The sequence below is a fragment of the Pedobacter arcticus A12 genome, from assembly GCF_000302595.1.
Taxonomy (GTDB): Bacteria; Bacteroidota; Bacteroidia; order Sphingobacteriales; family Sphingobacteriaceae; genus Pseudopedobacter; species Pseudopedobacter arcticus.
Map to the genome: position 1 here is coordinate 448,228 of NZ_JH947125.1, position 14,664 is coordinate 462,891.

Annotated in this window: 7 protein-coding genes; all 7 read right to left on the reverse strand. The window is 37.2% G+C overall.

Features of this window, described 5'->3' with window-relative positions:
* Positions 1-4: 4 nt before the first annotated feature.
* Positions 5-1,540 carry a DUF4955 domain-containing protein gene (locus tag B176_RS0103185; RefSeq protein WP_017257333.1) on the reverse strand — a complete coding sequence of 512 codons (1,536 nt, stop codon included), beginning with the start codon at positions 1,538-1,540 and terminating at the stop codon, positions 5-7.
* On the reverse strand, positions 1,540-2,952 hold the full coding sequence (locus tag B176_RS0103190) for a sulfatase family protein (protein ID WP_017257334.1): 1,413 nt from the start codon (positions 2,950-2,952) through the stop codon (positions 1,540-1,542). The genes B176_RS0103185 and B176_RS0103190 overlap by 1 nt, the downstream gene beginning before the upstream one ends.
* A 59-nt stretch (positions 2,953-3,011) precedes the next feature.
* Positions 3,012-4,520, reverse strand: coding sequence for a sulfatase family protein (locus tag B176_RS0103195; RefSeq protein ID WP_237739792.1), 1,509 nt, complete (start codon positions 4,518-4,520; stop codon positions 3,012-3,014).
* A 169-nt stretch (positions 4,521-4,689) separates the two neighbouring features.
* Positions 4,690-6,255 (reverse strand): RagB/SusD family nutrient uptake outer membrane protein, encoded by a 1,566-nt coding sequence (locus tag B176_RS0103200; RefSeq protein ID WP_017257336.1) that lies wholly within the window; start codon positions 6,253-6,255, stop codon positions 4,690-4,692.
* A 17-nt stretch (positions 6,256-6,272) separates the two neighbouring features.
* A complete protein-coding gene (locus tag B176_RS0103205; RefSeq protein WP_017257337.1) occupies positions 6,273-9,350 on the reverse strand; it encodes a SusC/RagA family TonB-linked outer membrane protein in 3,078 nt (1,025 codons plus the stop codon).
* 675 nt (positions 9,351-10,025) lie between these two features.
* On the reverse strand, positions 10,026-13,037 hold the full coding sequence (locus B176_RS0103215) for a chondroitinase family polysaccharide lyase (RefSeq protein WP_193372299.1): 3,012 nt from the start codon (positions 13,035-13,037) through the stop codon (positions 10,026-10,028).
* Positions 13,038-13,156: 119 nt separating this feature from the next.
* On the reverse strand, positions 13,157-14,410 hold the full coding sequence (locus tag B176_RS0103220; protein ID WP_017257340.1) for a glycoside hydrolase family 88 protein: 1,254 nt from the start codon (positions 14,408-14,410) through the stop codon (positions 13,157-13,159).
* Positions 14,411-14,664 lie beyond the last annotated feature (254 nt).

The window sequence follows — 14,664 nt, forward strand, 5'->3', positions numbered from 1 at the left end:
TTAATTATTTGAACCAAGATGGCAATTTACCTAATCTATTTTTTAATTGGCCTTCGTATAAAGATTGTGGCAATACTTTTTGTCCATTTGATTCTTCATATTTCAACTGACTTTCGATAAACTTTGTTGATGTTCCGTTAAAACCTACCATAATAGGGTAGGGGATTTTCCAATAGCGCTGGTTTGGCCAAAAATTGAATTCAGGATATTCTGTATTGGTTTTAGTATAGTTCCAAAACACTAAGTTACGCATGTGGTTTGGCATGTTTACAATATCTCCGCCACCCCTGTTCATCATTAAACCGCCAGTAACATTATCTAAAAGCGTATTTCGCGGTTGCGATGCATGGCTTTCAAAACAGGTAGTTGCTGGATAAGTAACTTTATATAAAACAGTATTCATTGCTGTTTTTGAACTGCCAACAGAATGCCATTGCGAAGCTTTATCTGTAATATTAGACAAAAGGACATTTGTTCCTCCTCCATTGGTGATGGCTTCATGTCCGCCGTTTCCAGTGATTTCGCAGTTGGAGATAGTGATATTGGCTCCGTTGTTAACAACGGCTCCTACAGACACGTCCGTAAAGCGACAATTATTGATCCAAGAATTTGTAATTCTTCGCATATTAATCATGGTATAGCCACTGTCATGTAACCAAGAGCGGTGATGTACAAAGGGTGTTTTCCAATTCCCTACAAAAGCAATGTCCTCAATACCCACTTCCTCAATTTGGCTGTATTTGGCCACTTTCCAATCTAAATCTGCATTTATTGGATAAGCCAAAGGTTGACCAAGTGTAATGGTATTTCCTTTTATTTTTGCGATTTGATGGACAACGGATAAATCTACACCGCCATTTGCCAAAGCTTTCCAGTCTGGATTTACTGGGTAATCGCCCAGATCTAATTTAATGGATGCCTCGTCTTTGCTTCGCATGGTTAGTATAACCCAGTCGCCTTTTGTTAAATCAGTGGTTTGGTCAAGCTGGATATCAAAGTCTCCTACTTTTGCGTGAGCGCTAATTTTTCCTATATTTTTTTCACCAGATTTGCTCCCGAAAACAAACATTGGCGGGCTACTCCACATTTTTGTAGTGTCTTGCGGTTGCAATGGTACTTTCATAAAAAGCTCTGTGCCGTCTTTTCCACTACCACTTCCTTTAAAAACAACATTGCTATTGCTTACCCAAATGCTGTTTAAATCATCATATATATCCTGAATAATAAACCTTCCTTTTGGAAAATAGATGATTCCACCACCTGTTTTATTGGCTGCGGTAATGGCGTCAATAATTGCATCTTTATCAGATTTATCATCATTTGCAACCGCTCCAAAAGCAGTAATATCATAAGTAGGGAAACCCGAAGCTTTATAATTCATCAATTTTTCGCCGTTTTTATAACCTACGTATGAAAAATCTGGAAGAATAGAACGCTTAGGGTCTGCTTTATATTCGGTAAAAATTTTGGCTTCTTGCTGGGCAAAAGAGTTGCCAACAAAAGCAGTGGATAAGGCTAAAACAGCTAATACTTTTCTCATTATTTCTCTATATCAAAATTATCTCCAGTTTGCTTTAACCAAGCTTTTAAATCTTTTTTTAGGGTTTTAACTACTTCCGTATTACTATTATAAAGGTTGCTTAGTTCAAAAGGGTCTTTTTGTATATCAAACAAATACTTGTTTAAATTTTTTCCTTTTAAATCGTAAACCAGCTTGTATTGCGTAGTTCTAACTCCTCTAAAACCGGTATTGCTTTTGCCTGCCGTAACCGACCCCATAATGTATTGTAAATTTGGATAATCTCCTTTTCCGCTGGTGATATATTTAGAAAAATCCCTACCATCAATATCTGTTGGGAGTGGAGTTTTCACGCCCATAATGTTTAAAACCGTTGGGAAAATATCAGGTTCGCTCATTAACATTTGGTTGTCAAAGCGAGCTAGTATTTTGCCGTCCCAGTGCATGATGAAGGGAATACGAACGGATTCTTCATAGAAATGATTTTTTGAAACCTCTTCATGCTTACCCAAACTATTTCCGTGGTCGGCCATGAAAATGATCAATGTGTTTTTTTGTAGACCACTTTGTTTTAGGTAATCTAAAATTCTACCAATCTGTTCATCGGCTCCGGTAATATTGGCGTAATAGTATTTAATGTTATCACGATAAAGTTTACCCATTTTAGTATCTGCAGCGGGTATATCTGGGTCTTTTATCAACGTTTCTAAAGAAACATCTTTATATAAGTTGTAATATTTTTTAGGTACTGATTTATAGCCTGTATGTGGAGGATTCATAGAAACAACCAAAGAAAAAGGTTTGTCGGCCGGTCTTACGTTTCCTTCGTTTTTAAAAAAAGCGATGGCCTTATCTGCTTCATGTTTTGGTCCCCATTCGTTTACGTAATGGAAACTATCCCGCGGATCGTTGGTATTCCAATACATGGGTTTATCATGCTCATCATAGGTTCCGTAAGCATACCAATAATCATAACCGTGACGACGGTTTGGTGGCGTCCACTCATTCCAAGCAACTTCTTTGTTATTTGAGGTATTGATGTAGGGTTCATGCGGTGCGTCTAAGTGCCATTTACCAATATAACCGTTGAAATAGCCTGATGATTTTAAAACATCAGAAATGCAAGTCATATCTGTAGGAAGCTCAATCCCGAAAGGTGTTCCTCTTGAATTTACGTTGCTAAAAACTTTGTTTTTAAGTGGATAACGTCCACTAAAAAGCATCGCTCTGCTTGGCGAACACAATGGGTAGTTAGTAACCATCTGTTTAGATACAAAGCTTTCTTTTGCAAATGCATCTAGGTTTGGTGTTTTCACAGGTTCTTTACCTTCATAACCAACTGCTTCGCCTCGCCATTGGTCGTTGATAATGATGAGGAGATTTGGTTTCTCGCTGATTTTGCTTTGTGCAGAAAGGTTTATTGTAAGAAACAATAGCCCCGCTAAGGCGAGGCTCCTGTTTAAGATAAATGGCAATTTGCACAGCATATATTTTATTTACGTTTTTTAATCGATTCTAGATCCGCGGAAAGCATAGCCACTTTGTTCGGGTATTTTTCTGCCAGGTTATTTTTCTCTGAAGGGTCTTTCTTTAAATTATACAATTGTGGTTTTACAGAATTTCCTAGTGCGATATCTACGAAAGTATCATAAGATGGTCCGCCACTCGGTACAATATATTTCCAGTCTTTTTTAACAATAGCTAATGTTCCGGCATCTTCTACTAAAACTTTACGGCCTTTTTTATCCTTACCTAAATAGGCTTTAATTTGATTCTCGCTATCAATGGCTTGATCTGCTGCAATCGCTACGTTTAGGTAAGCAGCAAAAGACGCTGTAAAATCTATTTGTGATAATACTGCTTTTGAGGTTTTACCCCCCGCCACTTTTCCGGGCCATGATACGATGAAAGGTACACGAGTTCCAGCTTCGTAAATACTGTATTTACCACCGCTATAAATGCCAGCGGCTTTGTGCCCTTTTGCCATCGCTACAGCACCATCTGCATAGCCATCATCCAAAACAGGTCCATTGTCACTGCTAAAAATAATGATGGTGTTTTTGGTTAATCCTTGTTCTTCAATGGTTTTTACAATTTCGCCAACGCTCCAATCTAATTGCAGAATTGCATCGCCACGAGGACCCATTCCGCTTTTGCCTACAAAACGGGGATGTGGGTCACGCGGAACGTGAGGATCTCCGGAAGCAAAGTATAAGAAAAACGGATTGTCTTTATTTTTTCTAATGTAAGCTGTAGCTCGATTGGTGATAGTATCAGCAATGTTTTGGTCTGTCCACCTAGCGCTGTGTCCGCCGGCCATCCAACCAATGCGACTAATGCCATTTACGATGGTATTGTTGTGGCCTTTTGAAAGGCCCATTCTCATTAATTCTGGGTTTTCTTTGCCTGTTGGGTCGGTTCCGATTTTCTTTTGATAATTTACCTGAATTGGGTCTTTTTTATCCAAATCCCGGATTTTATACTGCTCAATAAAAACGGTAGGTACACGGTCTAGCGTAGCGGCCATAATGTACGAGTAGTTGAAGCCAACTTCTACTGGACCGGGTTTAATATCACCGTTCCAATCTTGTTTTTTATTGTTTCCTAAACCTAAATGCCACTTCCCAATTGCTGCGGTGTTATATCCCGCCTGCTTAAAAATCTTTGGCAAGGTGGTGTTGGATGTGTCTATCAAAAGAGGAGAGTCACCAGGAGCAATGCCCGTGTCGTCTCTCCTCCAAGCATACCTACCAGTCAACAACGAGTACCTGGAAGGGGTACAAGTTGCAGAGGTAGTGTGAGCGTTTGTAAAAAGGGTTCCTTTTTTTGCAAGTGCATCAATATTGGGAGTGGATATTTTAGTTGCACCGTAACAGCTTAGGTCTCCATAACCTAAGTCATCGGCATAGATAAATACTACGTTTGGTTTATCCTGAGAAAATACTTGTAGATTACCTAATGTGCAAAAAGCGAACACGCCAAAAATTATTTTCTTCATCATTCTATTTTTGTAATCAGATTTTAAATCAAATGTATACTGACAAACTATAATACAATCAGCTACCCAATAGGTAGCTGATTTTTGTGAATACTTCAGCTAGAGAATATTTTAATTTAGGAATTAGTTCACTTAGTTAAAAATCTAGCAATCATTACTCTTCTTTTTACATCTACCAATCTAAATTCTGAGTAAGTGAGGTGTTAACCGCTCTTTCTCTAAGAGGGATTGGGTATAGCAAATGCCTAGTTGCTGCATTATTTCCTGCTAACGCACTGTATTTAAATAAGGCGGGGGCATTTGCTGTGATATCATCAGCAGCAGCTTTTAAATTTGTAAGGTATATCCCCCATCTTTTTAAATCATTAACCCTTAAGCCTTCGAAACATAATTCTCTTGCTCTTTCGTCTTGAATTGCTTTTAAGAAAGTTGCTGACGTTAGTTTATTAAGATTAAGCGTAGTGTATTGTTTAGCGCCTGCTCTAGCTCTTACTAAATTTAACTTTTCGTGAGCTAAATCCGTTGGTCCATTAACAGCAAACTCAGCCTCTGCGTACATCAACAATACGTCCGCGTAGCGTAATAAAGGAAAGTTTTGTGGAGTAAAATTCTTTTGCTTCTCTATAATTTCATAGGGTCTTCTAAATTTACCACACATTCTTTGATAAAGGTCTGTAACTTTCCAATTTACTTTAGTTGCAGTTGCTCCTTGGTATTGATAAGGGCCAACCGCCCAGTCTTTTCTTGTGTCATTTACATCATTATACAATTTGTATAAAGTGCCTGTTGCTCCAATAAAACCGTAAGCATATCCTTCAGCTAAATCACTGCACTGTATTCCATTAGTATTGCCTACTCTGCCCGCTTCTTGGTAAGCGTTACCAATTCTATTTCCCCATAACTCAACTTCCCAAATACTCTCCTTGATATCGTACTGATCTTTTGCGTACCTAATAAATATATCACTATAGGATGGATTTAACATATGACCTGCTGATGGATCCTCTACAACTTTTTTAGCCCATTTAAGCGCTTCAGTATATCTTGGGATACCCTCGTTCAATGGCATACCAGCCATATATAAATTAACACGAGTCAAAATCCCTCTAACGGCCGATTTATTTACTCTACCTCCATATCCAATAGCTGTGATATCCATTACAAGAGGCTCCGCTTCTTCCATATCTTTAAGGACTTGAGTATAAACCGCCTTAGCCGGACTGCGAGCTATATTGGTATTACCCAACGTTACCTTTGCATCTAAAACAAGTGGAACATCACCCCAATTGCTTACCAATAAAAAGTAATAGTAGCCTCTTAGAAACTTTGCTTCGCCTTTTATAGCATTCCTTTTAGCATCTTCCATAGTAGGTTTATCAATATTAGCTAACAACAAGTTGGCTCTATTAATTCCGTCATACAATGCTGCCCACATTTTCTCTATATCTGTAGCTGCTGCATCATAATTTAACACTTGTGTGCCTGTAGTGATAGCACTTCTTCTATAGTAGCTTAAGTCAGAAGCAGCGTTTAATGTTGTAAAAAAAGAATTCCCGTATATATCCTGACTGCCAAGAATATCATATACTCCGGCAAGCGCACTATTCATTTCTTTCTCTGTATTGTAGTAAAACTCCGGAGAAAGAGAGTCAGAAGGTTGGGTGTCTAAAAAGCTCTCGCAAGACGTAACTAAACATCCGAAAAAAGCAAGTGCGATAAAATATTTTAAACTTTTCATAATATTTTTTTAATAGTTTATAATGAAGTACTAAGTCCAAATACAATAGTTCTGGCTCTTGGATAAGCTGAATAATCGAACCCTGGAGTTAAAGCTGAATTACGTATAGAAACCTCAGGATCCATACCAGAATAGTTTGTCCAAGTAAGCAGGTTTTGTCCAGAAACTGAAAGTCTTAGCGTTTTTAATCCTATTGGTTTTATCAATTGAGGTTTAAATGCATAGCCTAACGACACTGTTTTTAATCTTAGAAAAGATCCATCTTCAATTAAGCGGGATGAATAAACTCTAGGTCCCTGTCCATTCACTCTGTATAAGGTATTACTTGGATTTTCCGGAGTCCATCTATCTGCATAGCTTGCAAATTGATTTAAGTTTTGTTTAGCTAACATGTTTCCGTCAAAAATCATCCTATTGGCATTGTAAATGTCATTGCCGTAAGACCATTGGAAAAAAACATTTAAGTCAAAGTTTTTGTAGCTAAAATTATTATTGAAACCACCTGTATGAATTGGTTGACCTCTTCCTATAACAGTTCTGTCGTCAGAATTTACTATGTTATCATTTCCCGCAATGTCTTTGTATTTTATATCTCCAGGTTGGATTACATTCCTAGCGTTACCATTATTTGGAACATCTGCTTTTAAAACATAAGCACCACCTATCAAATCAAAATCAGAAACTTGATAAACACCATCCCATACATAGCCATAGAAACTAGCAATAGGCTCGTTCACTTTGGCTATGTATAAAGGGGTAGAATTATAGGAATTCTCCCACGATACTGGGGTAGTTCTAAATTGCTGACCTTCGCTTAGTCCTAGTACTTTAGATTTATTGAAGCTTATATTTATACTGCTAGACCATTTAAAATCACGTTTTGAAATATTTGTAGTATTTAAGCTCAACTCTAAACCTTCATTTCTTACTTTTCCGATATTCATAAATGCAGTAGTATAGCCAGTACTATACGGTAAATCTGCATCTAATAATAAATCATAAGTTGTTTTTCTGTACACATCTGCGGTTAAAGAGAGTTTGTCTTTAAACAAGCTTAAATCATATCCAATGTTTGCTTGAGCAGTACTTTCCCATTTCAAGTCCTTATTACCTAAGGCTACAGGAATTGCACCTAAATTAATCGAATTGTTAAACGCATAAGGAGAACCAGTCGGTTGCCCTAATACAGATAGATAGGAGAAATCTCCAACTCTATTATTTCCAGTTACACCATATCCAACCCTAAGCTTCGCATCGTAAATAAAATCAAGGTTTTTCATAAAGCTCTCGCTACTCATTCTCCACGCTACAGAAACGGACGGGAAATAACTCCATCTTTTACCAGGTGCAAATTTCGACGAACCATCTGCTCTAAAAGAAGCCGTAGCTAAATATTTTGATTTATAATTATACATTACACGTGAAAGAAATGACTCTAATGTAGCGTTTGAACTTTCAGCGTTAATAGTTTGTGGCACACCTTCATCTAATCCGTCTAACCCTAGAGATTCATTAGGCACTTGGATTGCTTTACTTCCATAACGAGAATATTTATCTTCTTGGAAAGATACCCCTCCCAAAACAGTTAATTCGTGATTTTTATTGAATTTCTCTTTATAAGTTAGGATATTCTCATTTGCCCAGCTACTGTTTTGTGTAAAAATAACAGATCCATTGACGCCATTTACACCGCCAGCAGTGTTGGGATTGCCATAATACGTTAAGCTGTTATAAAATAAATCGTTTCTACGGAGGTTATTAGTTACTGCTCCAGATACTTTTAATGTTAATTTTTTACTAAAAGCATATTGTGCGTAAGTATTAACAATTAAATTATTATTAGTGGCTTTGCGCAATTCATTATTTGATGATATAATAGGATTGATTCTATAATCATTTGATCCGTCAATATCTGGATCAAAAAGCACATTAGTTAAATCTACTAATGAGGAAGAAATTGGCCTGTAACCCCAAGTACTATATAATAGATTATTAGTCGCTGAGTTGCTTCCTGAAGTTGGAACTACGCCGTCAGAAATGATATTAGCATAATTTAAATTTGTGTAAATCTTTAATTTGTCATTCACTTTTTGGGTAAGACTTATTTTACCTTGGTTTCTTTTAAAACCAGAATTGATAATAACTCCGTCTTGATTGTTAATAGAACCACTAATAACGTATTGGGTATTATCGGTACCTCCGCTTAATGAGATATTATGTTGTTGTGTAAATGAAGATCTAAACAACTCATTTTGCCAGTCTATGCCTTTTACGGATTTATAGGTATCCAGCGTATTTCCATTAGATAAATACAATGCAGAAGCAGCAGGTTGATTCAACTCAAGTTGAAGCTTAACAAATTCATATGGACTTAATAAATCCATTGTTTTTACGTTTTCTTGAGTACCAAAGTTTCCACTATACTCAATTACCGGGGCACCTTTCTTGCCCGATTTCGTAGTGATTAAAATCACTCCGTTGGCACCTCTAGATCCATAAATTGCTGTTGCAGATGCATCTTTCAAGACCTCTATCGATTCTATATCACTAGTGTTAAGTGCGTTGTTATTTGCTGCTTCTATAGGGAAGCCATCAATAACGTATAAAGGCGAGTTGTCTTGCGTAATAGAATTTTGCCCTCTAATTACGATGTTGAAATTGGAGCCTGGTTGACCATCATCTGAATTCACTTGAACCCCCGCTACTCTGCCTGCTAAAGCCTCATCAAAAGATTTGACAGGCGCTTTTTGTAGGTCCTTCATACTTACCTGACCAACAGCTCCTGTTAAATCTCGCTTTTGGACTGTGCCGTAACCAACAACTACAACTTCGTTTAATCTACTTGCTATAACTTTAAGCGAAATATTGATTGTAGTACGATCACCGACTGTTGTTTCCTGAGATTCAAAACCTAGAAAAGAGAACTGAATTACCGAGGTTTTCTTTTCTACTGAAATAGAATAATTACCGTTCACATCAGTAACTGTTGCCGCCTTTTCGTTTTTAGCTTTCACACTTACGCCCGGTAGCGGTAAGCCTTCGTCATCTAAAATTCTTCCTTTTACTAAAATTGCCGCTGCAGAATTTGTTGCCATCACTGATGATGAAACAAAGAAAAACAACATTAAAAATACACTGAGGCAGGAAATAACCCTTGACTTGTAGTTTTTTTTCATTTGATTTTAATTTAGAATAAATGATTGGTTATCAAAAGTAGCGATAAATAAGACGTCTCACAAATTTTATAGCAAAAAAATGTGTTCGACAACATATTGATTGTGAGCTAGTGTTGTCGAGCACACAATGTAATTTTTTTAGTACGAAAACACAGGATAACCGTCTATATTACGTAAACGTGTTTTTTGATACGGAATACATTTTGGTTTAGGTACTAAATAGTGAAATCCAATTGAATAGAAATTATTTCTTTTTTAATAAAATAAAACTTTGGTTCTTAATAACGGATAATGCAGACGTCCGACTGTCTGCAACTTAGTTAAGTTACGAATTAAAAATTTACTTTTATAATCGTACCCGATATTGATTTCCTATGCAAAGTGAAGTATTTTGGTCAGCGTTATCAGAATCAAATTACAAAACTGCTGCGGTTCTAGAATTTGATTTCGCGGCTGAATGGGATATTATAGATGCAATAGTGAGGAATAGCAGGTAGAGACGATAAGTTCTGAGTATTTTCGGGAAAATAAAAAGCCTGCTATTTTGATTTTAGCAGGCTTTGATTATTAAAAAAAAATTAATGAGGATACAAGTTATTTATTAAGCTTAAACTCTCTTGGCAATCCGTTTATACAGTTTAGTATGATGACTGTATCGTTGCCAGAACTGTCAATCTTAGTAATAAAATCAGCAGAAGAAACAGCCCACTCTCCTTTAAATGTTATTTTGAGTTCCACCGGCGTACTGTAGTTTTTAAATTTGCCATTATCGTTCACCGGAAAATTTAAATCTGGTTGCACCACGCTTACCGTAAGGGAGCTTTGGTTTTTGTGATTAACCATTAGTAAAGCCGGTGCTGAAACTTGCTTTAAGAAACCTTTTTCCAAGTTTTGGTTTGCTTCAAATATTACATAACCTGTTGTACTGGTTTCTTTATCTATTACAATATGTGCTATACTATCTGCCCTAACAATAGTAAAGGATTCGTCGTTTTTGATTATAGCTCCAAAATTCTGCTGGCTTTTTATATCAAGAAAAGGATAAACAACGTATTGATAAGATGCTTTTTTGGGTGCTAAACCGTGGTTGATCCAAGCACTAGCAAAATCACCTTCTGTTTCTTGAACTCCCTTACCTTTTTTGCCCTTTGAACCTGAGTTTATAGAATAGGTATTATGGTAAGATTGCTGTTTTTCGCTCTTAATTTGAACAGGGTTGTCAGAAAGAATATGGTAGCCATTTCCGTAAGGATCAATTAACCAAGTGGCCGATTTTTTACTATGTGCTAATGTTGTTGCGTAGGGAAATGATTTAATGGTTTCTGATGACGTGTATAAAGGAGATTTAATATCGGTCAAAAAAGATTGGAAAAGATTGGTCTGTGTAGGATTTTTTTCATCGATACTAGAAATGTCTGTGCCGAGGTAAATTAATTTATCACCAAAAGAAAATACAGACTTTTTAGCGTATAATTTTCCTGGATATCCTACCTTACTCTCTGGACCATCAGCGTTGGACCCTTTGTTCTCGTTTAATATCATTCCAAAAACTCCGTTACCGTTAAGTGTTGTAGATCCTGCAAAGCTTTCGTTAGAACGGAACATAATGAGCGGCATTTTAGCTTCAAGTTCTTTCAATGGCAAATAAATAACGGTAGCGCCTGGATAACGGTTCCAGTCCCATCCTTTCTGTAAAAAACCACTTCCTTCCTCGCTTTTGCTATTTAACAACTGTACTGTGCCGTTGGCAGGGTATCTTCCATATCGGTTTTCACTTACGTAAATTTCTGATGCCCAAACATATTTGCTGTAACCTTTTATAATAGCAGCCCAGTCGTTACGGCGGTGTACGGCGGTGGCTGCGTACGGAAATGTATAATACCCAGAAAGATCTTCTTGCTGTATACCATTTAAATTCGTAAAAACGGATGTATTCAACGCATCCTCGTTTCCCCAAAGTCTTAAATATGCGGATGCAATGTCTTTATCTATTTTTTCGGTTCCTTCTGGGTTTCCAGCATTCGCCATGTCTAAATATTGTTGTCTTAGCGATTCAATGCTTCCGCCCGATAATGGGTGGCGACCAGCATTCCCGAAGCCCCAATCGTAAAGCTGACTATATGTTCTGGCTGCCAAAAAAGCATTTTTAAAATTTTTATGGCCTTCAGGTTTTATACGGAACTGGGTTCCAGAAAGCATTTTGATCAACCTCGGTACTTCCTTAAATGCCCCGAATGCGTATGCCGGGTAATGCCCATTATGATGCCATGCCGTACCGTCAACTTTAAATCCCCATTCTTGATTTTGTTGCGCCAAAGTGATGGATAAATAGTTGGAATAAGCGCTTAACAATGCTGCTTGCATTTCTGGTTTTTCAAACAGATAGATAAGCATTAAATGATAATAAGACTGGGTATTTAGGTAGTCGATATTTACATGAAAATTGCTTTCATCATCCAAAAGGACCCCCAGATTAAACAACCAATGTAAACTGTTCCCAACCGGACCTAGCAAATTGTGATCAGCTAATACCTGGCGCATCGTAAAAAAAGCCTCGGTGATGTCTCTAACGTTGTAACCGATATGGTGCCGAGTGCCTCCGTTAGTGCCAGCTTGCCATCCCTGATCTAAAAAGTATCGGGTACTCGTGAAAAACATTTGCTCAATCTCTTTCCGTTCCGCTAGGTTTTCTCGATTGTAAAAAACGGACATTCTTTTTAGGATTTTCCCAAACTCTTTAATGTCATTATTGGTGTTAGGGCCTTGCTGTTTTTTATCGAAATATTCTTCATGTATGTTAAAAGCCATAGGCGGACCTAGTACAGTTCTACCATCATCTTTTAAGTTCAGGCTTTGGTACATTTCCCTTAGTTCGCTGATGTCTGCAGTGCTTTTTTTATCACTTGTTAAATCTTGCGTAATAAGTTGCTCTATATTTTTTAGATCAGATTTAACATTAGCCGAAATAGGCTGAGCTTTTAGGTCTTTTATACGATTGTAATTACTAATCAAAGGCATCCAGTGATCATCACCGAGATTTTTGTCTGCTTTTAAGAATGGTACAATTTCATCAGGGTAGGGGTATCGATCGTCTTGATATTGGGAGAAAGTAATATCGTCGAAAAAAAGTTTTCCGCTACCGGTTGCTGTAGATATTCTGAAATAATCGTAATCAACCTGCCTCCCTTTTTTTGGGGGATTGCCTTGCATCTCAAAAAACGGAACCCAAATACGTCGCCAGCCTGTAAACGTTAAGTCAACATCAAACCAGACCTGTTTAACGCCGTCTTTCTCAAAAGAAATGGTTATTTTTTGTTGCTTCGGTGTTTCATTATAGATAGACATCTGAAGTGTTGGACTTGCCGGAAAATGGTCTCCATATTTTAAAGGACTCTCTTTGCTAGATAGAATTTTAAAATCAGCAGTCCCGAAATTACTCGCTCCTTTCCAGTCCCACTGCAAAGATGATTTTCCGAATCTTTTATGGGTTTGCGTAATTGACAGTTTTCCGTTAACCGCTTTATAAAAACTGAGTGCGTTATCAGATTCAAAAGATTCTACAGCAGGTTTGTAAACCTCTTGTGAGAATGAATTAGTTGCAATCAAACAGGAAAACATTAGAAATGTAAACCGAAATTTTGATTTTAAAACTGAGGATATCATATTTTATTGCTCGTTGTGTAATTGCTAAACGTTTTTATAAAAGCGGTTTGGGTCTTTTCAACTTAACTTTTCTCTTGCATTTTCTTTAACCTCGATAATGCTTCGATGTAGTAATAGTCTGCGTAAATTAATGCTACATCTATTTCTTTACCTAAAGATTTTGCCCCGGTTGAATGCAATAGAAAAGAATCGGCTTTGCCAACACCAGAATATTGCTCAGATCCTAAAGATTTTAACATTTTTATAGCGGCGTTATAATATCTTTTTTGGTCTTCTTTGTTTTCAACCATTGTACTTAAATCTAACAATGCGGATGCAACTATAGCTGCAGCGGACGCGTCCTTTTCTTCTTTAGGATTATCAGCAACATCAAAATCCCAACAAGGCACCATATCTTCTGGTAATAACGAAAGATATTTATCGGTGATTTTTTGAGCAAAGTCTAAAAACTTTTTGTCTTTAGTTTCTTTGTAAACCATGGTGTAGCCATAAACGCCCCACGCTTGCCCTCTTGACCATCTACTGTCGTCAGCATAGCCTTGTTTGGTATGTCTGTTCAAAATTGCTCCCGAGAGGGTGTCGTACTCTAAAACATGCCAAGAGGTTAAATCGTCCCTGAAATGGTTTTTCATTGTAGTTTCAGCATGTGTAACAGCGATATCGTAGAATCTTTTATCGCCACCATGTTTTGCTGCCCAGAACAATAGTTCTAAGTTGAGCATATTATCTATAATCGTAATGTGCTGTTGCCAGCGTGGATGCATTTGATTTGACCAAGAACGTATAGTGCCCACTTTTGGGTTAAATCTGGATGCTAGCGAATTTGCTGAGGTTAAAAGGATATCCTTATATTCTTTTTTGCCACCAATTTCATAACCGAGGCCATAAGCTGGGAACATCATAAAGCCGATGTCATGATGCTCTGTAATGTTTTTAAAATCCTCAAAAACCTCGGTACGTTTGATGGCTTCCTGCTTCCATTTGTTTTTCCCCGTAACATCATAAGCGTACCATAATATTCCAGGATAAAAACCAGATGTCCATACTAGTTTTCCGTTGTTCACTTCTACCCATTCTGTGCCGTTAGTTTCTATTAAACGGGGGTGTTTAGTTAAATCAGTTAATTTTGGTACAGCAATTTCTAGTTGTTGATCAGTGTCATCAATTTGTTTTTGCAAGTCGATAGTAGGCGTGTTTGCTGACTCAGCAACTTTCTTGGTGTTTTCGCAACCGGCTGTAAAAGCAAGAAGACCTGCGAATAAAAAACTTTTTGCAACCGTATACAGGCCGCGAGATTGGTTAAAACAAGTTGTCATTTTGTGATAATTATAGAATTAATATTTAAATAATCTTGAAAAGGCAATCATCTATCTCACTCCAGAGTTTGCTGTCTAAATAGTAGCTTTATTTAGCTCAATCTATTTGATTTTTAATGATGTTTATATAATCTGGTACGTTTTAATTGGTTGCCAAACTTAACCACAAAAATGTGGTATTGCAACTTTTTAAAGCAATGTGTTCGTTAACATTGTTGTTTGTAAGTAAAAATTGCGGTAGAAGATAGCTGACA